General features: G+C 70.8%; 19 protein-coding genes and 2 pseudogenes. 12 read left to right on the forward strand and 9 right to left on the reverse strand.

Annotation, left to right across the window (positions count from 1 at the left end):
* The first annotated feature begins 120 nt into the window (after nt 1–120).
* Nucleotides 121–840 carry a ferritin-like fold-containing protein gene (locus tag D5R93_RS04220; protein WP_119835800.1) on the forward strand — a complete coding sequence of 240 codons (720 nt, stop codon included), beginning with the start codon at nt 121–123 and terminating at the stop codon, nt 838–840.
* A 91-nt stretch (nt 841–931) separates the two neighbouring features.
* Here D5R93_RS04220 and D5R93_RS04225 read toward each other — a convergent pair whose 3' ends face one another.
* On the reverse strand, nt 932–1,147 hold the full coding sequence (locus tag D5R93_RS04225) for a DUF3107 domain-containing protein (RefSeq protein ID WP_119835799.1): 216 nt from the start codon (nt 1,145–1,147) through the stop codon (nt 932–934).
* Nucleotides 1,148–1,496: 349 nt separating this feature from the next.
* Between D5R93_RS04225 and D5R93_RS13935 the strand changes: the two are divergent.
* The 3 genes and pseudogenes from D5R93_RS13935 to D5R93_RS04235 all read left to right on the forward strand — a co-directional run.
* Nucleotides 1,497–2,222: pseudogene (locus D5R93_RS13935) on the forward strand (AAA family ATPase); the annotation flags it as partial.
* A 1,795-nt stretch (nt 2,223–4,017) separates the two neighbouring features.
* On the forward strand, nt 4,018–5,019 hold the full coding sequence (locus tag D5R93_RS13940; protein ID WP_243106939.1) for a RecB family exonuclease: 1,002 nt from the start codon (nt 4,018–4,020) through the stop codon (nt 5,017–5,019).
* A gap of 242 nt (nt 5,020–5,261) precedes the next feature.
* Nucleotides 5,262–8,522, forward strand: a complete 3,261-nt coding sequence (locus D5R93_RS04235) for an ATP-dependent helicase (RefSeq protein ID WP_243106940.1) — start codon at nt 5,262–5,264, stop codon at nt 8,520–8,522.
* 120 nt (nt 8,523–8,642) lie between these two features.
* Here D5R93_RS04235 and D5R93_RS04240 read toward each other — a convergent pair.
* From D5R93_RS04240 to D5R93_RS04250, 3 genes and pseudogenes are all read right to left on the reverse strand, one after another.
* Nucleotides 8,643–9,245: pseudogene (locus tag D5R93_RS04240) on the reverse strand (DUF2625 family protein); the annotation flags it as partial.
* Nucleotides 9,246–9,425: 180 nt separating this feature from the next.
* Complete coding sequence (locus D5R93_RS04245; RefSeq protein ID WP_423243316.1) at nt 9,426–10,418, reverse strand: phosphotransferase; 993 nt, start codon at nt 10,416–10,418, stop codon at nt 9,426–9,428.
* 343 nt (nt 10,419–10,761) lie between these two features.
* The gene (locus D5R93_RS04250) at nt 10,762–11,376 is read right to left on the reverse strand and encodes a DNA-3-methyladenine glycosylase I (protein ID WP_205570092.1); all 615 of its coding nucleotides are present in this window, start codon (nt 11,374–11,376) and stop codon (nt 10,762–10,764) included.
* Between the two features lie 473 nt (nt 11,377–11,849).
* Between D5R93_RS04250 and D5R93_RS04255 the strand changes: the two genes are divergently transcribed.
* The 7 genes from D5R93_RS04255 (at nt 11,850) to D5R93_RS04285 (ending at nt 16,920) form a co-directional block, all read left to right on the forward strand.
* Nucleotides 11,850–13,103: a TadA family conjugal transfer-associated ATPase gene (locus tag D5R93_RS04255; protein WP_119835795.1), complete on the forward strand. Its 1,254-nt coding sequence runs from the start codon at nt 11,850–11,852 to the stop codon at nt 13,101–13,103.
* Entirely contained in the window at nt 13,103–13,954 is an 852-nt protein-coding gene (locus D5R93_RS04260) for a type II secretion system F family protein (protein WP_119835794.1), read from the forward strand. Before D5R93_RS04255 ends, D5R93_RS04260 begins: the two co-directional genes overlap by 1 nt.
* Nucleotides 13,951–14,886, forward strand: coding sequence for a type II secretion system F family protein (locus D5R93_RS04265; protein ID WP_119835793.1), 936 nt, complete (start codon nt 13,951–13,953; stop codon nt 14,884–14,886). The genes D5R93_RS04260 and D5R93_RS04265 overlap by 4 nt, the downstream gene beginning before the upstream one ends.
* A gap of 172 nt (nt 14,887–15,058) precedes the next feature.
* Complete coding sequence (locus D5R93_RS04270; protein ID WP_119835792.1) at nt 15,059–15,268, forward strand: hypothetical protein; 210 nt, start codon at nt 15,059–15,061, stop codon at nt 15,266–15,268.
* A gap of 88 nt (nt 15,269–15,356) precedes the next feature.
* Nucleotides 15,357–15,731 carry a TadE/TadG family type IV pilus assembly protein gene (locus D5R93_RS04275; protein ID WP_243106941.1) on the forward strand — a complete coding sequence of 125 codons (375 nt, stop codon included), beginning with the start codon at nt 15,357–15,359 and terminating at the stop codon, nt 15,729–15,731.
* Nucleotides 15,728–16,279: a hypothetical protein gene (locus tag D5R93_RS04280; RefSeq protein ID WP_243106942.1), complete on the forward strand. Its 552-nt coding sequence runs from the start codon at nt 15,728–15,730 to the stop codon at nt 16,277–16,279. Before D5R93_RS04275 ends, D5R93_RS04280 begins: the two co-directional genes overlap by 4 nt.
* Nucleotides 16,279–16,920: a glycosyltransferase gene (locus D5R93_RS04285; protein WP_341466844.1), complete on the forward strand. Its 642-nt coding sequence runs from the start codon at nt 16,279–16,281 to the stop codon at nt 16,918–16,920. Before D5R93_RS04280 ends, D5R93_RS04285 begins: the two co-directional genes overlap by 1 nt.
* 266 nt (nt 16,921–17,186) lie before the next feature.
* Here the strand turns inward: D5R93_RS04285 and D5R93_RS13150 are convergent, their stop codons facing one another.
* Nucleotides 17,187–17,393, reverse strand: a complete 207-nt coding sequence (locus tag D5R93_RS13150) for a hypothetical protein (RefSeq protein WP_162933828.1) — start codon at nt 17,391–17,393, stop codon at nt 17,187–17,189.
* On the opposite strand from D5R93_RS13150, the gene prfB reads away from it, so the two are divergent.
* Nucleotides 17,386–18,507 carry a peptide chain release factor 2 gene (gene prfB / locus D5R93_RS04290; RefSeq protein WP_119835789.1) on the forward strand — a complete coding sequence of 374 codons (1,122 nt, stop codon included), beginning with the start codon at nt 17,386–17,388 and terminating at the stop codon, nt 18,505–18,507. The two genes, D5R93_RS13150 and prfB, sit on opposite strands and share 8 nt — an antisense overlap.
* 31 nt (nt 18,508–18,538) lie before the next feature.
* On the opposite strand, the gene D5R93_RS04295 is transcribed toward prfB, so the two are convergent.
* From D5R93_RS04295 to D5R93_RS04305, 4 genes are all read right to left on the reverse strand, one after another.
* On the reverse strand, nt 18,539–19,567 hold the full coding sequence (locus D5R93_RS04295; protein ID WP_205570093.1) for an MFS transporter: 1,029 nt from the start codon (nt 19,565–19,567) through the stop codon (nt 18,539–18,541).
* Nucleotides 19,564–19,788, reverse strand: coding sequence for a hypothetical protein (locus D5R93_RS13505; protein ID WP_205570094.1), 225 nt, complete (start codon nt 19,786–19,788; stop codon nt 19,564–19,566). Before D5R93_RS13505 ends, D5R93_RS04295 begins: the two co-directional genes overlap by 4 nt.
* Before the next feature lie 172 nt (nt 19,789–19,960).
* Nucleotides 19,961–20,782, reverse strand: a complete 822-nt coding sequence (locus tag D5R93_RS04300; protein WP_119835787.1) for a DeoR/GlpR family DNA-binding transcription regulator — start codon at nt 20,780–20,782, stop codon at nt 19,961–19,963.
* Nucleotides 20,736–21,707, reverse strand: coding sequence for a ribokinase (locus D5R93_RS04305; RefSeq protein ID WP_119835786.1), 972 nt, complete (start codon nt 21,705–21,707; stop codon nt 20,736–20,738). The genes D5R93_RS04300 and D5R93_RS04305 overlap by 47 nt, the downstream gene beginning before the upstream one ends.
* Nucleotides 21,708–21,716 lie beyond the last annotated feature (9 nt).

Genomic DNA, 21,716 nt, shown 5'->3' on the forward strand with positions numbered 1-21,716 from the left:
TTCGCTGCGACGGCCACGATGCTCCAGGTGTCGTGTCTGATGTCACGTGGCAGCGCGGGCTGATGGGAAGCCAGCCCGTCCCGGGCTGCCTGGCGGCCCTGCCTCCTCTACCCTGTGCTCATGACTGACACTCCGAGCGGGAGCGGGACGCCTGGCGGGGCGTCGGGTGAGGTGCGGGACGAGGCCGGGGTACCTGGAGCTTTCCGCCCGTCCGCCCATATTCAGGTGGGTCTGCACGAGCTCAGCGTGGTTGGGGTGGTCGCCTTCTCGCGCACCGTCGCGTGCGTGCGCTACGCCAAGGACGCCGACAGGGCGCCTCGGATGGAGTCACGGGTGGCGCTGATGCGGATGAGTGCCCGGGCGGCCGCGTCCTTCGATCGTGTCGTGGAGCTGGCTGCCGCCCACGGGGTGGAGGTCTACGGGGCCGTGGAACGCTTCGTGGGCGTGCTCGGGGACCTCGACGAGCGGCTACGGCCTCTGGACTGGTCCGAGCGGCTGGTCAAGACCTACCTCTGCCTGGGGCTGCTCGTGGACTTCGGTATGGCACTGTGCGACAGCCTGCCCGAGCCCCTGGGCTCCGGCCTCATCGACGAGCTGGCCCAGGACCCGGTCGGAACCTACGCCTCCGCAGAGCTGGACGCTGCTATCGCTGGCGACCCGCAGCTGGCTGCAAGGCTGGGACTGTGGGGGCGCCGGGTGGTGGGCGAGGAGATCGGCACTCTCCAGCGCCTGCTGGCCCAGGTCCCCGAGCTGCTGGGAGACACCGGGGCGGAGCAGATGCACGCGGTCCTGTCCCAGGGTGCCGTCTCCCGCATGAGGGGCCTGGGGCTGCGGGTGTGACGGTGACGACACGAAGGACGTGGCCGGAGACCAGTTGCGCCCACAAGCCTCCTGGTCTGGGCTCTGGGGCGTTTCTTGGGGCGTTCCGGGGTCAGATACCGAATCCCACACGGCGGGGCTCGGACTCCCCGAGCTCGACGTAGGCCAGGGAGCCTGCGGGGACGAAGACCTTGCGGCCGCGGTCGTCGGTCAGGGTCACGGGCTCGGTGGTGGCTTTGGCCACAGCCTCCAGCACCTCGTCATGGGAGGCGGAGGTCTCCAGGGAGAGCTCGCGGCTGGAGTGCTTGATACCGATGGTGACCTGCATGATGCTCCTCAGGTGCTGGTAGGTCCTGGTGGGGCGGGGTCCGTGTGCGCCGACGGTGTCGGCACCGCTGGGCTACGGCTCGCTCCTGAGGGAATCCTACGGGGTGGGTAGCCTGCACACCTGGCCCGGACCCCGGGTACTGGGCCTTCTCCTGGGCATTTTCGCCTCACGCGGACACCTGCCCTCTACATCGCTTCTTCGGGTCGCCCCCTGCGGTCGTGCCCCTGCGAATCATGTCGGTACTCCGTGATGGGATGTTCCCATGCCAGCCCAGCCCGACCGCCTCCGCCTGCTGCCTCCGCTGCCGCAACCGGGTCTGCCTGCGCTGGACGCCTCCGGCCAGGCCGTCATGGAGCACGTGGCGGGCGGGGACAACGTGGTGGTGCTGGGTGCCCCGGGGACCGGCAAGACCACCCTCGCCCTGTCGGTGCTGGTGCGGGCGGTGGCCGCCGGGCGTGACGCGCTCTTGCTCGCCCCCACCCGCTCCCGGGCCGACGCGCTGCGGTCACGGGCCGCTCACCTGCTGGGCGGAGGCCACGGTGACGGGACGGTCCGGGTGCGCACGCCGACCTCCCTGGCGCTGTCCGTCCTGACCACCTCGCTGACCCGGCGGGCGGACCCCCTGCCTGCGCCCGTCCTGCTGGCCGGGGCGGAGGAGGACGCGGCCCTGGCCCCCATGGTCACCGCTATCAGCTGGCCCGGGCTGCCCCCGCAGGCAGTGGGGTCCCGGGCCTTCCGCTCCGAGCTGCGCAACCTGCTGGCCCGCTGCGGTGAGCTCGGTGTCAGCGCCGAGGTCCTGTCCCGGCTGGGCCAGGACCTGGGGGTGGCGTTGTGGCAGCCCGCCTCTCGCCTCCTGCACGTCTGGGATGCCCAGGGACGGCCCAGCCCCCAGCGCCGTGCTGAGGTGCGCAAGATGGACCCGGTACGTCTGCAGGACCGTGCCGGTGAGGCGCTGGAGACCTGGGACCTGGACGGCGTCACCGAGCCCCGTCCCGTTCCTGACCTGGTCGTCGTGGACGACTACCAGGACTGCACTGCTGCTACCGCCCGCTTCCTGGGCGCCCTGGCCCGCCCTGACGCTCGGGGGCGCCGCGCCCAGGTGGTGGTCCTGGGAGACCCCGACGTCGCCGTGGAGACCTTCCGCGGTGGCTCGCCCAGCCTCTTGGTGGAGGCGCAGGACCGGTCCGGGCTGGCCGCGCGGCGCCTGGTGCTGCGCACCCTCCACCGTGGTACGCCCACCCTGGCCAGCCTGTGGCAGGACCAGGCCTCCCGGCTGCCGGTGACCGGCACGGGCCGGCACCGACGTCCTGACCTGCCTGCCCTCCAGGCCACTCTGCCTGATCTGCTTCCTGACCCGCCCGAGGGGCCAAGGGACTGCTGCCCGACCGCCCGGGAGCCATCCCCCTCCGGGGTGACGGCACTGGTGGCCTCCTCTCCCGCCCAGGAGGCCGCGCACCTGGCTCGCACGCTGAGGGAGGAGCATGTCAAGTACGGTACCGCCTGGGAGCAGATGGCCGTCGTCGTCCGCTCCGCGCAGCAGGCGGACACCATGGGGCGTGAGCTGCGGCGTCGTGGGGTCCCGGTGGGCTCCTCCACCCCTGCTGTGCTCCTGAGGGAGGAGTCGGCCGTCGCCGCCCTGCTCGCCACCGTCCGGGCGGGACTGGATGGCAGGCTGGGAGCCGGTGACGTCCTCGCGGACCGCGCCGCTGCCCTGGACCTGCTCACCGGGCCTCTGGTGGGCCTGACCGCGCTCGACCTGCGGCGTCTGCGCAGGCACCTGCTCCAGGGGCGGCCCGGGGACGGGACGGACCGCGAGATCCTGCGTCTCCTGGCCAGCCCGGACTCCGCCCGGCAGGTTGCCCAGGAGCTGGCCGGGACTACCCTGTCCGCCCAGGCCGGGCTCCTCGTCGTCGCTTCTGAGGTCGTGGCCGCGGTCAGCGGCGTCGTTGCCGGAACAGATGCTGGGACAGAAGATGAGTCCGACAGCGGGCACGTAGGCGAGACCGACAGCGATTCTGGGAATGACCCTGGTAGAGAGCCCGGTGGTGACCCTGGCGGTAAGCCTCGCAGAGTCGTTGGTGTTGAGGACCTGCTGTGGGCCGTCTGGTCCGCCTCCGGTCGGGCCGAGATATGGCGGTCTGCCGCCCTGCGCCCCTCGGGCCCGCCCGGCAGTCCCGAGGCGGCAGTGGCCCAGGCTGCCGAGCACGACCTGGACGTGGTGACAGCCTTGTTCAAGCGGGCGGAGGTGTGGAGCGAGCGCAACCCGGGTGCCCCGGCTCAGGAGTTCCTGTCCGAGCTGTCTGCCGAGGTCCTGCCCTCCGACTCCGTGGCTCCCCAGGGAGTCCGTCCCGGGGGCGTGGCCGTCTTGACCCCGGCGGCTGCAGCGGGGCGGCAGTGGGAGGTGGTCGCGGTGGCTGGCCTGGTGCGCGACTCCTGGCCCGATCTGCGGTTACGGGACTCCCTGACCCGTTCCGGGCTGCTGGTCGACGTGGTCACGGGTCGTCTGCCTCTGGACGGGCAAGGGAGGTCAGTAGGCCAGGAGGACCCGATAGGTGCGCGCCACCAGGTGCGTGCCGACGAGCGCCGCATGCTCCTGTGCTCCCTGACCAGGGCGTCGCGGCGTCTGATAGTCACGGCGGTCTCCGATGCCGACCACGTCCCCTCGTCCTTCTTCCTGGAGGTGGCCCGGGCGGCAGGCTCCGACCTGGGGGACAGCCCTGACGGCCCACGTCCTGCTGAGGACGTGGGGGACCTGACTCTGCGGGGCCTGGTCGCCGAGCTGCGACGGGCTGCTACCGTGGGAAACCTAGAGGGGGCCAGTCCTGAGGAGCGCTCACGGGCCGACCAGGCCGCTCGGCTGCTGGCCGCGCTTGCCGGAGCCGGGGTGGAGGAGGCCTCCCCGGCCACCTGGGCGGGTCTGGGGACACCCACCTGCGAGACCCCCTCGTCGAGCCGGGGGAGGTTGTCCAGGTCAGCCCTCCGACGTCGAGTCCCTCACCGCCTGCCCTCTGCGGTGGTTCCTCAGCCGACAGGGCGGGCGGCCCGGCGCGAGCGCGGCACAGACGCTGGGCACCCTCATCCACCACCTCGCCGAGCAGGCCCAGCGCAGGAACCTGCGAGGCCAGGCCTTGACGGAGCTGACCGAGGGAGTCCTTGAGGAGCTGGGCTACCCCGACACCTGGCTGGGTGGCCTGGCTGCCCAGCGCGTGCGCGACATGGTGGGCAGGCTGGACACCTACCTGTCCGGCGTGCCCGGACAGGTAGGTGTGGAGAGGAGCGTGGACGTGCGTGTCGACCTGCCTGCCTCCCTCGGATCGCCCGACCCGGGGGAGGCAGGCGACTCGGAGGAGGTGTCGGTCCCTGTCCGCCTGCTCGGCCGGATCGACCGGGTCGAGTACCTGGACACCGCGCACCCTGGTACCGACCTTCCTGGCACGGGACACGCTGGAGCCCAGGACTGCTCAGATGTTCCGCACGCCCCTCTGCCCAGGGTTGACGGGACCCGGGTGCGGGTCATGGACCTCAAGACCGGGGCGGTGGTGCCCGGCGACGCCGCGCGCCACCCCCAGCTGGCCAGCTACCGGCTCGCCCTGGAGGCACTCGGCTACGACGTGGTCGGGGCCGGGCTGGTGATGCTGGGCAGGACGCCGACGCGTCGGGACGGCGGTGTGGTGGTCTCCCCGCGCGGCGCGGCCCTGGCGCCCAGCCCCGACCCCGACGACGGCCAGGACTGGGCCTCCGACCTGGTGGCCCGGGCAGCCGTGGCGGCCTCCGGCTCCGTCCTGCAGGCGCGCAGCGGCGGGCACTGCCAGTGGTGCGCCGTGAAGGACTCCTGTCCGGCCCGTCCCGAGGGACGGAGGTCCTGGCAGTGACTGGCAGAGCGACGGTGAGGAGCGCCCCGGCGGGCAGCCCGCAGGAGGATCGGCTCTGGACCCGGAGGGAACCGTCGGCCCGCAGCGAGCAGGAGAGCCGCAGCGGCCCGGTGCCCTTGGCCCGGAGGAGCTGGCCCAGGTCCTGGACCTGCCCGCGCCCACCCCCAGCAGTCCCGGGTGATCACCCACCCCTGACCCCGGTGCTGGTCGTGGCCGGGGCCGGCAGCGGTAAGACTGCCACCATGACCCAGCGGGTGGTCTACCTGGTGGCCCGCGGCCAGGTACGTCCTGACCAGGTGCTGGGTCTGACCTTTACCCGCAAGGCCACCGCCGAGCTGGCCGGACGGCTGTCCATCCGTCTGGAGCAGTTAGCCTCGCGCGGGCTCGGTGCCCACGGCGACGACCCCGAGCCCACCGTGACCACCTACAATGCCTTTGCCGGCTCCCTGGTGCGCGACTACGGCCTGAGGGTCGGAGCCGACCCCGACTCCATCCTGGTCACTGACGCCCGCGCCTGGCAGATCGCCTCCTCCCTTCTGGAGGCCCGCACCAGCCCGCTACCGGTGGAGCGGCTGGCCTCGGCCACCCGGGTCCTGCTGCGTCTGGACGCGGCCCTGTCGGAGAACCTGCTGACTGTGGAGCAGGCTGCGGAGCAGATGGAGGACCTCACTGGGCTCCTTGAAGGCCTGGCGGAGGTGCGCGGGCTCAAGTCGGCTCTCGGAGAGGCTGCCTCCCGTGGCAGGGACCGGCTGGGGATGCTGGAGGCCGTGGCCGACTACCGGGAGTACAAGCGCCGCCACGGCCTGGTCAGCTTTGGGGACCAGGTCGCGCTGGCCTGTCGGATCGCCCAGGAGTCCCCTGAGGTCGTGGCCCAGGTCCGGGCGCGGTTTCCCGCCGTCGTCCTGGACGAGTTCCAGGACACCTCCGTGGCCCAGATCCGGCTCTTGTCCGCCCTTTTCCGCGACGGTGGCGTGACGGCCGTGGGCGATCCGAACCAGGCAATCTACGGATGGCGCGGAGCCTCGGCAGCAGCGCTGGACTCCTTCCACCCGGCCTTCAACCCCGAGGGCTGGGCCAAGGTCCAGGCAGGTGCCAGCCCGGACCAGGCGGCCCCCGTGCTCCCGCTGTCCATCGCCTGGCGCAATGACCTGGCCATCCTGGACGCGGCCAATACCGTCTCCGCCCCGCTGCGTGCCGCCAGTAACCAGCCCGGTGACGCGCAGGTGTCCCACGTTCCCGTAGAGCCCCTGAGCCCACGGCCCGGTGAGAGCGCCCCGGGACTGGTCACGGCGGCCTACTTGTCCGACTCCCTGGCAGAGGCGCACGCCGTTGCCGACTTCATGGTGCAGCGCTGGCACCCCCAGGCCCAGCTGGCGGTCCTGGCCCGGGTGCGCTCCGCCTTCCCGGTCATTGCCGAGGCCCTGGAGGCTCGCGGTGTGCCTTACCAGGTCGTGGGCCTAGGGGGCATGCTTACCCTCCCTGAGGTCGCCGACATGCGCTCTGTCATCACCGTGGCCGCCGACCCCGAGCGCGGCGACCGCCTCATGCGGCTCCTCACAGGCGCGGGCCTGGGCGCCGGCGACCTGCGGGCGCTGGCCGACAGCGCCCGCTTCCTGGCCCGGGGGGGCCGTGGTACCCCTCCAGACCGCGGTCCCGGGCACGCAGGAGGGGAGCCCGGGGAGGGTGCCCGCTCACCGGGCAGCCAGCCCCTCCTGGCCGAGGCACTTGAGGCCGTCGCGCGCCGGGCTGACGCCGAGGGCGTTGTCGTCCCCCCACCTGGCATGACACCTGCGGGCGCCCAGGCCTGTGACCGGGTGGCCCGCGCCGTGCGCCGTGTCCGTGCGGCGCTGTCCCTGCCCCTGCCGGAGGTCGTCGAGGCCGCCGAGCGCGCCCTGGACCTGGACATCGAGGTGGCCGCCAGGGTTGCCAACCCCCTGGGGGCGCGGGCCGTGGACGCCTTCCGGGCCGCCGCGCTCAGCTATGTCGAGGACACGCAGGCCCCCACGGTGGCCGGCTTCCTCCAGTGGCTGGACGTGGCACAGGAGGAGGAGGACGGCCTGGAAGCGCCTCAGACCGACCCGCAGCCCGGAGCTGTCCAGGTCCTCACGATCCACGCCTCCAAGGGGCTGGAGTGGGACTGCGTCGCGGTCGTGGGCATGAGCGAGGGAACCTTTCCCGGCTACGCCGCCAGGCCCCAGGAGGACCTGTCGGTAGCGGAGTGGTCCTGGATGACCAGGGTCGGGGAGCTTCCCTACCCCCTGCGGGCCGACGCCGCTACCCTGCCTCCCTTTGACCTGGCGGCCTACGACTCCTCGGCCGTGGGCAAGGAGGAGGTCGAGGAGGTCAAGGAGGCACTCTTGCGCTACAGGCTGGCGCTGGGACGCCACACCCTGGCTGAGGAGCGTCGTCTGGCCTACGTGGCCCTGACCCGGGCCCGTCACGACATCCTACTGACCGGTAGCCACCTGTCCGGGAGGAGCAGGACCCCGCGTCCCCGGTCCCGCTACCTGGCCGAGCTGGTACGCCGTGACCTGGTCACGCCCTACGGGGAGGGGCTGACCGAGGCGGATCCTCAGGCCGTCAACCCGCTCCTGGAGCGGGTGGTCACCGCCCCGTGGCCCCAGACCCACCCCGAGGACCCCGTGGCCCGGGCGCGACGCGCGGCCGCACAGGCTGTGCGCCAGGCGGGCTCGACGCGCCCCGGGGCACTGGTGGCCCAGGCGCCTGCGAGCTCATCCTCCCGTAGGGTCTTCCCTAGCGTGGGCGACGCCGCCGCGCAGGCGGAGGACCGGGTGGGGGAGGATCCTGTCGTGACGCGGTGGTGGCAGGAGGCGCGGCTTCTCCTGGCCGAGCGGGACCAGGTGGCTGGCGCACCGCCCGGTGTGCGTCTTCCGGCCCACCTCGCCGCCACCAGCCTGGACCGGCTCAGGCACGAGCCGGAAACCTTCGCCCTGGACCTGCGCAGACCCCTGCCTGCCCAGCCGCAGGCGGCAGGACGCCTGGGCACCGTCTTCCACGAGATGGTCTCCCGTCAGCTGGCCGCGCGCGGCAGCCTGCTGAGCCTGGAGGAGGTCGGTGCTCCCCGCACGCTCAGCGACGAGGACCGGGTCCAGGTGGAGCGCTGGCTGGCCACTGTCCAGGAGCTGCCGCTGTTGGAGGGATACGTGCTGGCCGCCTCCGAGGCCGCCCTGGAGCTCACGGTGGCAGGAACCACCCTGCGGTGCCGTATCGACGCCGTCTTCAGGCGCAGCACCGGGCCCGAGTGGCTTGTCGTCGACTGGAAGACAGGGAGCCGACGCGTGGCAGCGGACCAGCTCAGCGTCTACGTCCACGCGTGGGCACAGTCGCAGGGCGTGAGCGTGGAGCGCGTGCGAGCCGCCTACGTCTACGTCCAGGACGGCAGCGTCGAGGAGCTGGCGGCTGCCGACCTGCTGGGCCTGGACCAGATCGCAGCAGCCCTGTCCCTTGGCGACGGGGAGCCTGGCGGCGGGCAGGCTGGCTGAGCGCCGCGCGGGCTGGCAACCAGCTGGGCGGCGCTCAGGCTGGCTGCAGGATGGGGCGACCCTGGCTCCAGCCAGCGTACTGAGCCAGGCCCCGGCACCTGTGCCAGCCCCAGCCGTAGCTTAGCTACCTGCCCGCGGGTGGGCTGACTCCTCCAGGAAGGCGACGAGCTTGTCGAAGGGCACAGGCTTGCGCCGTGTCAGGCTGATATTGCGCCCCTCGCGGGAGAACAGAGGGGGCTGGGTGCTCAGCGCCTGGTTCAGGCGCAACGCACCGATCTCCTGCTCCCACCCTCGCCACCGCCAGGAGGCGTAGAAGCTCTCGCTACCGCCGTCGATGGCCCAGCGCACGAAGGCACCGTGACTCATACCTGTACCCCTCCAGTGCAGCGTGTCCGGGCCGAAGTAGCAGACTTGGCCGTGACCGACCCCCAGACCTCCGGCGTCGATGGCGAAGCGCCCGCCAAAGGCGTCGTGACCCACGACCAGGACACCTCTGCGGGACCTGCTGGCGGTCAGGACGTCTGGCAGCGACCCGCTGCCAGCGGCGAGGATCCGTAGACGGCCGTGGTCGACCAGGATTCCGCCGCAGTGGTGGAGGAGCGCCCCCAGCGTGGAGCTCTCGGTCAGGCCCAGACGGGCTGCGATGTCACGACCCCGCTTCGTGGTGGAGGGGAGGATGGCCAGATGGGCAGGGCTGGCGTCCACGGCACTGGTGATGTCCTCCCAGACCGAGCTCCCCCGACAGGCACGTCGCTGCCCCTGCTCATGACCGTCCTGCGTGTGCTGTGCTCTTCACTGACATAGTCACAACCATAGGTACTGACCTTATTCGTTCGTCACTGGCTCATCAGGCGGTTGGAACCGCCTTCTCTCACGGCATAGGGGAGTGTGCGGACCGGCTCTCTAGTCCTTCTGCGAGTCCACGGGGACCATGGTGACTGGGCTGGTGGAGGCATCCGGGTCGGCGCCTTGCCTCTCTCCCGGCACCGGGGCCAGCCGGGGGGTCGTCGGCTCGACAAGCGGCTCGTCCCCAACCTGGGCGGCCAGGTCCCTGAGCATATCCACCGCGTCTGCCACCACGGAAGGGTCCCCGACACGTGTTCCGTGCAGCAGCCACCGGGCCAGGCTCAGCTCGCTGACGAGTTCGGCCCTGTCACGCAGGTGCTTGTCAACGCCCTCGCTGCGGGCCACGTCGTAGGCGTCCTCGATGGAGCTCAGGCAGTCTACCGGGACCGTGGAGTAGACCCAGGCCATGTCCTCCGCCGGGTCTCCCACGTGCGCCTGGGTCCACCCCCGCAGCCCGACGACGCTGCCCCCCGCAGCCAGGATGTTCTCCTCCGCCAGGTCCCCGTGGACGACCGTGGGACGGAACCGCCACAACGCTGTCTCCTCCAGCGCCTCCTCCCACCTGCTTAGGAGTGCCGGAGGCACCTTGCCCGTGGCAGCCGCGTCGTCCAGGACAGCCAGCCAACGCTCCCGCACCTCCTCTGCGTCGTAGACGGGCATGCCGGACTCCGACACCACCGAGGTCGGGATCTCGTGCAGCTCGCCCAGGGCCTTGCCCAGGCCTGCTGATAGCCCTGGCCCGGGACGTAGGGAGGGAATCTGGACGGGGCGGCCCTCAATGTGGGAGCGGACCTGCACGTGCGCCTCGTCGCTGCGCAGCGACCCGGCTGCGCGTGAGACGTCGAAGGACACCAGACCGGAGTCTGCCACCTTTCCGACGCGGCGCAGGATCTCCGCCTCTGCCTCCAAAGCCGCTCCGGCGGCGGCGTCAAGTGCCTCCATGACCTCCCAGTGGCGGCCCCTGGTATCGATGACGCCCACTACCTGAAGCACGGAGGTACGGGTCTGGGGCAGGGCCAGGCGTGCAGGATGAAGGCTCGGGACCGCCACGGTGGCCAAGGCCGCCAGCGCCAGTGCCGAGCGGGGGGCGGCAGGACGTGCCCGGGCGGGGGAGAGGCGGGGAGTCGTGGGTCCTGGCGCCCCCCGTGGTCTTCCTGACGCTCTTGATGTTTCCAGTGGTGACAGTGTTTCCAGGCTTGTTTCCAGGGTTGCTAGTGCTCTTGGTGCTTTCGGTGCTCGCAGTGGCCTCACCGGACCCGGGGACGGGTGCGGCGTCCTCTGGGGCGTCTGGTGACTGCGGAGGCTCAGGCATGCCCCAACCGTAGGCGACAGCCCGCGTACTCACGGCCCGCCGCGCCCGTGCGCCACCGGCTGGGGCAGGAAGAGCCGTGTGTCAGTGCGGACGGCGGTGCGAGCCGACCACGTGGTCGTTGACGATGCCTATCGCCTGCATGAGGGCATAGACGGTGGTAGGGCCGACAAACCGGAACCCGCGGCGGCGCAGCTCCTTGGCGCAGGCCTCCGACTCCGGCGAGGTGCTCGGGACCTCTTCGCCGCTGAGCGGTCGGTGAGGCTGGGACGGACGGTAGGACCACACCAGGGCGCTCAGGCCGCCCTCGGTGCGCAGCTCCAGCACCGCTGCCGCGTTGGAGACCACGGCCTCGATCTTGCGACGGTTGCGCACGATACCCGGGTCGGCCGCCAGACGATCGACATCTGAGCTGTCAAAAGCAGCCACTTTCTCCGGGTCAAAGTTGTGGAACACCTCCCGGAAGTGCGGTCGCTTGCGCAGGATGACCACCCAGCTCAGCCCCGCCTGGAACCCCTCCAGGCTCAGGCGCTCAAACACTCCCGACTCGTCGTGGACCTCATTGCCCCACTCGTGGTCGTAGTAGTCCTGCTCCAGCTGGCTGGCTGCCGCCCACGTGGGCCGGACCAGGCCGTCGGCCCCGACCACCAGGCCGCCGGGCAGCGAGACCCTGCCCTCGTTGCCATCGTGCGCACTCACGCCGGGAAGTCTATACAGAACTGGCCCGGAGCCGCCCGCTCCGGCCTCGTCGAGCCTGTGCGCACCCGCCGTGCACCGCCTGCGCCCGCCCGAGCGGCAGGGAGGGGGCGAGGAGCGTGGCGCGCGCCGAGTGCCGTCGCGTGCTCACCCGGGTGGGGGCTCCGGGTCGCCCGGAGCCGGCTCTGTGCCCGCCTCCTGCTCCTGCCGGGCGTGCCCACGGATCAGTGCATGGTGGGACAATTATTTTCCACAAGCCGGGATAAAGAGTGGTGCCCTGGGTGCTGATGATCTATTGTCTGCTGGTGACGGCGACGCCGTGCCCGTACTGGCTGTGCTGGCTGCGCTGCAAGCGCTGTGCCGGGGTGGGCTGCGTGACCCGTCGCCGGGGCGGCCTGCCCGGCCCGCTGTCCCCGGACAGACCAGGCTCGGGCACGGGCTCGGGCACAAGCCTGGACAGAGAGGCTGAGACACCCATGGACGCTGCTGACCTCCTGCTGACCGAGATCCGCGAGCTCGTCCGCACCCGCGGCGTCGACCCGGCCAGGGATACCGCGAGGCTGGACGGCCTCGTGTCCGAGGCCTGCGCCGACTACCTGCGCCGGGCCGACGCAGGTCTTGTCCCGCCCCTGGTCGACCCGGATGCGGCCCGGGCGCGTGCCGTGGACCGCCTGGCTGGGCTGGGGCCGCTCCAGGGCTACCTTGACGACGACTCCGTGGAGGAGATCTGGGTCAACGCCCCGGGGCGGGTGTTCGTGGCCCGCTCGGGCAGGCCGGAGCTGACCACGACGATCCTGGACGGCGAGGAGCTCCACGTCCTGGTGGAGCGGATGCTGCGCCCTTCGGGGCGCCGCCTGGACCTGTCGGCCCCTTTCGTGGACTCCCAGCTGCCCGGGGGAGAGCGCCTCCACGTCGTCATCCCCCCGATCACCTCCCGGCACTGGGCCGTCAACATCCGTAAGCACGGGGCCAGGGTGTGGCGGGTCTCGGACCTGGTCCGGCTAGGGTCCCTGACCAACCAGGCGGCCGCCTTCCTCGACGCCTCCGTCCGGGCCGGGCTCAACATCCTGGTCTCCGGAGCCACCCAGGCCGGCAAGACCACCATGGTACGGGCGCTGGCTGGTGCGATCCCGGCAGGGCAGCGGGTCATCACCTGTGAGGAGGTCTTCGAGCTGGCCCTGGGCAACAGGGACTGTGTGGCCATGCAGACCCGGCCCGCCAGCCTGGAGGGGACGGGGGAGATCACCCTGCGCCGCCTGGTCAAGGAGGCACTGCGCATGCGTCCCGACCGGCTGCTGGTCGGCGAGGTCCGCGAGGCGGAGGCCCTGGACCTGCTCATCGCCATGAACTCCGGGCTTCCCTCCATGTGCACGATCCACGCCAACTCGGCCCGTGAGGCGGTCGTCAAGCTGTGCACACTGCCCCTGCTGGCCGGGGACAACGTCTCCAGCGGCTTCGTGCTGCCTACGGTGGCCTCCGCCGTGGACCTGGTGGTGCACCTGGACCTGGACACCCGAGGGCGGCGCACGGTGCGGGAGGTGGCTGGCCTGTCCGGACGGGTGGAGAACGGCGTCGTCGAGCTGTCCGACATCTATCACCGTGACGCCCAGGGAGTCCTGGTGCGAGGGCCGGGGGCGCCCGCCAACCAGCAGCGCTACGCCCGGGAGGGGATCGACCTCTCCTCTCTCCTGGCTCCTGGGGTCCCCTCCGTGACGGGGGCACGGTCCTGATGGGGGCGGTCGCGGGACTCATGGCGGGCGTGGGCGTGGTGCTGGTGTGGCTGTCCTGCACCTCCGAGGTCCCCCGGTGGCGCTCACGACGGTCCCAGCACCTGGCGGACCTGCTGGTCCAGGCGGGTGCGGGGCGCACCAGCCCCGCCACCTTCCTGGTCGGCAGCCTGGTCCTGGGCGCCACCGTCGGCCTGGCATTCCTGGGGGCCTCCCGGGCCTGGCCGGTCGCGGTGGCCTTCGCGGTCATCAGCTCGGCCGCGCCGACGGTGCTGGTCTCCGCGCGTGCCCGCTCCCGGAGGGCCAGGCTGCGCGAGACCTGGCCGGAGGCGGTGGACACCCTCGTGTCCGCGGTGGGGGCGGGCATGAGCCTGCCCGAGGCACTGGCCAACCTGGGGCAGCGAGGCCCTGAGGCGGTGCGGCCCCAGTTCCAGGCTTTTGCCGCCGACTACGCGGCTACGGCCCGCTTCACCCACTGCCTGGACCTGCTCAAGGCCCGCTTTGCCGACCCGGTGGCGGACCGGATTGTGGAGGCCCTGCGTCTGGCCCACGAGGTGGGTGGAACGGACCTGGGGGCGCTCCTGCGCTCGCTGTCGCGCATGCTGCGTGAGGACATGCGCACCCGTGGTGAGCTGGAGGCCCGTCAGTCGTGGACCGTCAACGGTGCCCGGGTCGCCGTGGCAGCCCCGTGGCTTGTCCTGGCCCTGCTGTCGACCCGGACCCAGGCAGCGGCGGCCTACGCCACCTCGGCTGGGGCGATGGTGCTCCTGGTCGGGGGGCTGGTGTCGGTCCTGGCCTATCGGCTCATGCTGAGGCTGGGACGCCTGCCGGAGGAGGAGAGGACACTGCGATGAGCCACCTTCTGCTTGGGTGCGTGTCCGGGGCGCTGGCTGGCGCAGGCGCCCTGTACGTCCTGAGCGCCTGCGGGCGCAGGACCCCCACCCTCATGGCGAGGCTGGAGCCCTACGTGCACCAGCGGCCAGCGACCTCAGGACTGCTGCGTCCCGCTGCCTACCACGACGGCCGGGGCCAGACGGTCAGCGCCGTCCTGCTGGGCCGACTCGTCGGTCTCAGCGGCGTGATGGAGTCACTGGGGTCCTCCTCGGCCTCGGTGCGCGCGCGCCTTGCTCGCAGCGGCTCCACCCTCACTGTGGAGCAGCTGCGCCTCCAGCAACTGGTGTGGGCGTGTGCCGGGCTCGTCGCCACGGTAGGGGCGGGTGTCCTCCTGGCCCTGACCCGTCCGGTCAGCGTCCCCGCGCTCCTGGTGCTGGCCCTCCTGGCCTGCGTGGGCGGGGCCGCTGCGCGCGACTGGTGGTTGTCTCAGGCGGTGGAGCGCAGACGTCGTCGTATCGAGGCCCAGCTGCCCGACGTCGTCGAGCTGCTGGCCCTGGCTGTCGGTGCAGGCCAGGGACCTGTCTCCGCGATCGAGCGCGTGGTGGCCCTGGGGGAGGGGGACCTGGTCGAGGAGCTGGCTGACACCTTGTCGGACGTGCGCTCCGGGACTGTGGTGACCACGGCGCTGGAACGTCTGGAGGCGCGCGTTGGTTCGCTGCACGTCACCCGCTTGTGCGAGGCGGTCGCTGTCGCCCTGGAGCGGGGCACGCCTCTGGCACAGGTGCTGCGCTCCCAGGCCACGGACGTGCGTGAGGCGGCTCGGCGCAACCTGATGGAGGAGGGCGGCAAGCGGGAGATCGCCCAGATGGTTCCCGTGGTCTTCCTGGTCCTGCCGGTCACCGTCGCCTTCGCCCTGTTCCCCGGGGTGGCTGTCTTGAGGCTGGGCCTGTGAGGCGCCGCCACCGGCGCGAAGGGCGCCCAGGATGCCCACTGCCCCGCCGGTACCCGTCCCCGTCTCTGTTGCTCCCTGTGCATCCCCGTTTCTTCTCTGTTCCTCACTTTTCCTTGTTCCTCGCTTTTCCTTGTTCCTCACTGTCCCTGATCCTTGCGAGAGAGGAGCTCGTATGAGCAGCATCGTCCGTCTCCTGGCCAGGCGCCTTCTGATGAGAGGCCACGACCCGGGTCCCTGCGGCCCGGAGCGGGGCGACGTTCCCGGCTGGGTGCTGGTCACCCTCATGACTGCGGGGCTTGTCGTCGCGCTGTGGGCCGTGGCAGGACCGACCCTGACCCAGGTCTTTGTCGACGCGATCGGGCGGGTCACCGGTGCGGTCTGAGCCGTGTCGCTGCCTCCCGGCGTCTGCACGCTGTAGCGGCCCTCGACGGTGGGTCGGCTGCTGGCGGCCGGGCGAGAGCGGCTCGGCAGTGACCGACTTCGTCATGGTGGGCGCGCTCGTCCTGGCGGTGGCGGCCTCGTTGCTCCAGCTGGCCCTGGGGCTGCACGTGCGTAACGTTCTCACTGACGCCGCCGGGGAGGGAGCGCGGCGAGCGGCCCTGGTCGGCGGCACGCGGCAGGAGGCGGAGCAGCGGGTACGCAGCCTGGTGGACTCCGCCCTGGCGGAGGGCTACGTCCAGGAGGTCGCCATGACCCGTCACCAGGTCGATGACCTCGTGGTCGTGGAGGTGAGGGTGACGGCACCCCTGCCGCTCCTCGGCCTCGTGGGACCGGGAGGGGTGGTGGGCGTGACCGGGCACGCTGTTGACGAAGCCTCCCTCGTGGGAGCTGAGGAGCAGAGGTGAGCGCCCTGTACCCGTTGCGGCGCGCCGCAGGCTATCGGGGCGTCCCTGGAATCCGGGCCTCCTGCCTGTCGCAGTCCGTACAGCCTGGGCCACGGTCCGTGTCGCGGTGCGGGTCGCAGTCCCTGTCGCGGTCCCCAGCGGGGACGGCGGGGGAAGGCGGCAGCGCCTCGGTGGAGTTCATTGGCTGGACGGCGGTCATCGTGCTGCCGCTGGTCTACCTCCTGGTGGTGCTCGCCCAGGTGCAGGCGGCCTCCTTCGCCGTTGTCTCCGCCGCCGATGCGGCCAGCCGGGTCCTGGAGGTGGACGGCTCCTCGCAGGCGGTCGGCCGGGCGCGTGTCGCAGCCGGGCTGGCCCTGTCGGACCAGGGGATAGATGCCGACCCGGCTACGGCCCTGTCGCTGAGCTGCGTGTCCGACTGCTCTGAGCGGGTCGTGGTCACCGTGGAGGCCCGTGTGCCGCTGCCTGGCCTGGCGACGGTCGGCCTGGGCCGTGAGGCCGTGGCCGTGGAGGCCCGGCGCTCCGTCAGTCTTGCGGACCAGGAGGAGTAGTGCGCCCGACCCAGCCATTGAGAGTGCTGTCGCTGCGCCCGCACCGCCCGAGGACACCGCCGTGGATGCTGCTGGGAGTGCTGCCAGGTGTGCTGCCAGGGGTGGTGTCGCGGCGCCTGCGCGACCAGGAGCACGGGCAGGTCCTGGTCCTAGGGGTCGGGACCGTGGTGCTTGTCCTGGCGCTCCTGCTGGTCGGTACCTCAGCCACTGCTGTCTACCTCGACACCAAGACGCTGACCGCTCTGGCAGACTCCGCCGCTGCCGCCGGTGCCAGCGGTGTGGAGGAGACGTCCTACTACCAGGGTTACCGGGAAGGCAGCCAGAGGAGACACCGGGGCTCAGAAGATGAGGACGGCGAGGCATCCAGTGGCGCCGAGGGTAGCGCAGCGGCGGGGCAGGGGCCTGTCGTCATCACCACGGCGGGGGTGGAGGCTGCCGCCCGTGCTGACGTAGCGGCGCAGGCTGCGGTAGCCGGGCTGGACGGGGTGCAGGTTGTCACGGCTGAGGCGGTGGACGGCTCCCTGGCCGTGGTCACACTGAGGGCACGCACCCGTCCGCTCCTCCCGCCCTGGGGAATTCTTCCCGAGGCGGGACTGACTATCACGGCCACGGGGTCCGCGCGGGTGACCACGCAGCCCTAGCTGCCCTGGCCGCCTTGAGGCCCGCAGGCGTCACAGGCCGTGGGACGTCAGTGGGAGAAGGCGCAGGTGCGCGCAGTCCTCGCGAGACCTGCCGATTCCTTACAGGGGTGTCCTTATCCTCACAGCAGGACCGATTCCTCACAGGACGACTGGCACGCCAGCCATCTGTGGGAATCGGTGCGTCTTTGAGGAAGCGGTGGGTCTCGCGGAGCACTGTGGGCCCGGTCAGGGGCGGGAAGACCCCCAGCGGGCTCTCGCAACACGTCCTAGGACGTTTCCCGACCTCGCCGACTCCCGACCTCGCCGACCGTGAGGGAGGCGGAGCGTGTGCAGGAGGAGACGTTGTACCTCAGCGAGTCGCCTCGCACGCGTCTACCGGAGACGAGGACGCCGACCGGGACCTGCCCGTGGGCGGCCGAGGCAGCCTGCCCGGGGCGGGTAGGAGGGGTGCCGTAGACTTCCTCCGTGGCCACTGACTTCTCCTCCGAGATCGAACGACTTCGACACACCTACGCCTCTGTCGCCGCGGTCAGCGACCCTGAGGAGCTGCGCGCACGCATCGCGGACCTCTCCGAGCAGGCCTCCGCTCCCGACCTGTGGGACGACCCGGAGGCCGCCCAGGTGGTGACCTCCGCCCTGTCCCATGCCCAGGCCGACCTGGCTCGTGTGGAGAAGATGGGAGAGCGTATCGACGACCTGGAGGCCATGGTCGAGCTTGCCGGTGAGGAGCCGGGCCAGGACGCCGCGGAGATCCTCACAGAGGCGGAGGCGGACCTGGCCGCTATCAGCGCGGACCTGGCCGAGCTGGAGATCCGCACCCTGCTGTCGGGGGAGTACGACCAGCGTGACGCGGTGGTCACCATCCGCTCCGGGGCCGGAGGCGTGGACGCGGCGGATTTCGCCGAGATGCTGCTGCGCATGTACACCCGCTGGGCTGAGCGCCACGACTACGGCGTCAAGGTCCTCAACACCTCCTACGCGGAGGAGGCCGGTCTGAAGTCGGTGACCTTCGAGGTCCACGCCCCCTACGCCTACGGCACGCTCAGCGTGGAGGGCGGCACCCACCGCCTGGTGCGCATCAGCCCCTTCGACAACCAGGGCCGCCGCCAGACGTCCTTTGCCGCGGTGGAGGTCATCCCGCTCATCGAGTCTACCGACCACATCGACGTCCCCGAGTCAGATATCCGTGTGGACGTGTTCCGCTCCTCCGGACCCGGGGGCCAGAGCGTCAACACCACCGACTCTGCCGTGCGCATCACTCACCTGCCCACGGGCCTGGTGGTCTCCATGCAGGATGAGAAGTCCCAGATCCAGAACCGTGCTGCCGCCATGCGGGTCCTCCAGTCCCGCCTCCTGCTGCTCAAGCAGCAGGAGGAGGACGCCAGGAAGAAGGAGCTGGCCGGGGACGTCAAGGCTTCCTGGGGGGACCAGATGCGCTCCTACGTCCTCAACCCCTACCAGATGGTCAAGGACCTGAGGACCGGCTACGAGGTCGGCAACCCGGACTCCGTGTTCGACGGCGACATTGACGGCTTCGTTGACGCGGGTATCCGCTGGCGCAGGCAGCAGGAGCAGGGCGAGGGCTGACTGCGGCCGCGCGGCCGCGCTGGCTGTCCGTTCAGGCGGGCTGGGAGGGCTCTGGCGCGAGACTCATCTCGTTCCTCGTGCGTCCGGCCAGCTCGTCGGGGGTCTTGAGGAAGGGGGTCAGAACGGCGCTGAGGAGGTAGAAGCCCGCGTAGGTGAACAGGACCGCGCCCGCTCCGAAGCGGTCGAAGAGCAGGCCCGCGATGGCCGGGGCCGCGAAGGTGGACAGGCCGGCACCCAGGTTGAGGATCGACATCGCTGCTCCCTTGTTGTCGGGGGCCAGCATGGGGAACAGGGCCGACAGGGGGACGTACCCGGCCATGGTGACCCCGCACATGCAGATGATGACGGTCATCAGCGCGGGGTTGTGACCGATTACCTCAGGTGCGTAGTAGACGGCGACGAGCACAACGGCGTAGGCGACGCCCCCTACCCACTGGATCGTGTTGCGCCACCCGACCCGGTCGCCGACATAGCCGAAGAAGAGATTCGCGAAGATGGCGACGGTGAACACGGCTGACCACATGCGCAGCCACTCGGTGGTCGAGTAGCCGAAGGAGGCGAGGTAGATCGGCATGAATACGGCCAGTCCGTACTGGCCCAGTCCGTTGACCGTCTTGACCACGAGCCCGATCGAGATGCGGGGGCGACGCAGCAGGGTCACCGCCTTGAGCAGCTCGCCTGCGCTGAGGTCGTGGATCTCGTGGGCTGGGATCTGGTCGCGGTTGAGCATCACGGCGACGACGGTGCCGACCAGGACGAAGGCTAGACCGGTCCACAGGACACCGATGTGGCCGATGACGGGGATGGTGACCGATGAGTAGAAGGGGCCGATGACGCTCAGTCCCAGGGAGAACATGAACCAGAACCAGCCGACGGCCAGGCCACGGTTCCTCAGGGGGGCGCTGTAGTTGATCCAGGTCAGGAAGGAGTAGGCGAAGAGGGGGTAGCCGATCCCCCTGACGGCGTAGAACACAAGCATGACGGGCCAGTTGAGGGTGGGGACCCCGACCCCGATGAACCCGATGCTGCCGACCGTAAAGGCCACGGTCGCCGCAGTCATGACCCGACGGGGCCGAGGGTCTGGACCAGGACTCCGGACAGCCAGGCAGCGATCACCACGGTGACGCCGTAGACGGTGATGAGGGAGGCGGCGTCGGTCACGCTCACCCCACGATCCACGAGATAGGGGGATATCCAGCCCTGCTCCACGCCGTCACCGACCATGAACAGGGTCAGGCCGACGTATCCCAGAACAGGCTGGGGGTAGGCCGATCTTCTCAAGCATGATGCTCCTTCACCTCGTTGTGAGAGTGAACTGCTCGTGTCACGATGGTAGGAGCACATGACTGAAATTGTCAAGAAACGTCACTTCTTGTCATCTTGAGGCCTTGTGTCAGGCCCTCCCGTTGCGGGGCGTGGCAGCGCGGGCTGAGGCTCCGCCGCGACGGCGCCCTCAGCCCGTCCCGGCGTCCCCGGGTGCGACGCGTGCTTCCTCCCGGCGACGGCGGCTGGCCTGGCTGTCCTCCTCGGCCGCCTTCCCGGCGATGACGCGTCCCTTGGCTGCGGCCAGCAGCTCGTCGTCCTGGTCGCAGATGACGGTGCACTGGGACAGGTCGAAGGCGCGGCACAGGGCGGTGGCCCCGAGCTTGGTGTGGTCCACCAGCACGTAGGTCTCGCCGCTGTGCTCCTGGGCCAGCCGCTTCTTGTTGGCCTCACGCAGGTCGAAGGTCGTCACGCCTGCCCTGCGGCTACATCCGTTGGCCCCGATGAAGGCCTTGTCGAAGAACATGTCCTCCAGGACACGGTCCGTCAGCGCTCCGGCCACCGAGCCGGTGTCAGCGAGGTAGTCGCCGGGCAGCATCGTGACCTGGATCCGGGGGTCGAGCCGTAGCGCGAGCACATGGGTGTTGGAGGTCACGACGTGGACGCGGACATTCCTGAGGAGGGGCAGGACCTGCAGGGTCGTGGTCCCTGAGTCGACGTAGATCGTGTCGCGGTCCTCGACCAGATCAGCTGCCGCTGTGGCGATGGCCCGCTTCTCATGGATATTGATCAGCTCCTTGGCCGCCACCGGGAGCTCGGACATGCGCTCATTGAGCCGCACGGCACCCCCGCGCAGGGCGGTAAGCTCACCTGCGGTCTCCAGGGTACGCAGGTCTCGGCGGACGGTCGACGGGGAGGCTCCCGTCTGCGCGACCAGGTCGTCGATGTAGACGACACCGCTGGTCTCACGCAGCAGGGTGAGAATCGCCTCCCTGCGCTCGAACTGCTTCATCGGAAAGGTCCTTGTACCTCGGCATACTGGTCTGCGCGCCAGCCCCGGTGACAGTCCTCGCGGCGACGTGCGAGGCGAGTATCGCCGCACCGAGGTCGTCGCGTCCACCGTCGAGCGCGGCGGCGAACGCGCCGACGAAGGAGTCGCCGGCCCCGGTGGCGTCCACGACCTGGGCCGGAACCGCCGGGACGTGGTGGACCTCCCCGTTGACAGCGACGTGGCTACCACGCTCACCCAGCGTCATGATGACGCCGGGGGACAGGTGGCGCAGGGCCGTGACCGCCCGTGCGGTCTCCTGCGGGTCGTCCAGGTCAGTGATACGGGAGCCGAGGTAGTGCTGGGCCTCCTCCTCGTTGACCACGAGGTAGTCGCACTCGCGCATCATGGCCGGGTCGGCAGCACGTGCCGGGGCCGCGTTGTAGACCACCCGGGCGCCGTGGAGGCGGGCCAGGCGCACGGCCTGCACGTTGGACTCGGCCGGGATCTCGTTTTGCAGCACAACCACGGAGGCGGTACGGAAGAGGTCCTCCTGGCAGGTGACCCACTCGGGGTCCACGCGGGCGTTGGCCCCAGGCACGATCGTGGCGAAGACGTCGCCGTCGACAATGTGCTCCACGCCGACGCCGGTGTCCTCCTGCGCTGTGCGGACCCGGCACTCGATCCCCTCCTCACGCAGGTTCTCCAGGCAGGACCGGCCGCGCAGGTCCTGCCCGACAGCCCCGACGAGGCTGACCCGGGCACCCATCCTGCTGGCCTGGACCGCCTGGTTGGCGCCCTTGCCGCCAAAGGACTCCCTCAGGTGGTGCCCCACAAGGGTCTCGCCCCGTCGTGGCAGGCGGTCCTGGAAGACGATGAGGTCGTCGTTGATGCTGCCGACGACAAGAACACCGTCCTTGCCGCTGGCGGCCTGTGCTGGTGCGTCCATGGTTCCTCC

The sequence above is a fragment of the Actinomyces lilanjuaniae genome (genome assembly GCF_003606385.1).
GTDB classification, from domain to species: Bacteria; Actinomycetota; Actinomycetes; order Actinomycetales; family Actinomycetaceae; genus Actinomyces; species Actinomyces lilanjuaniae.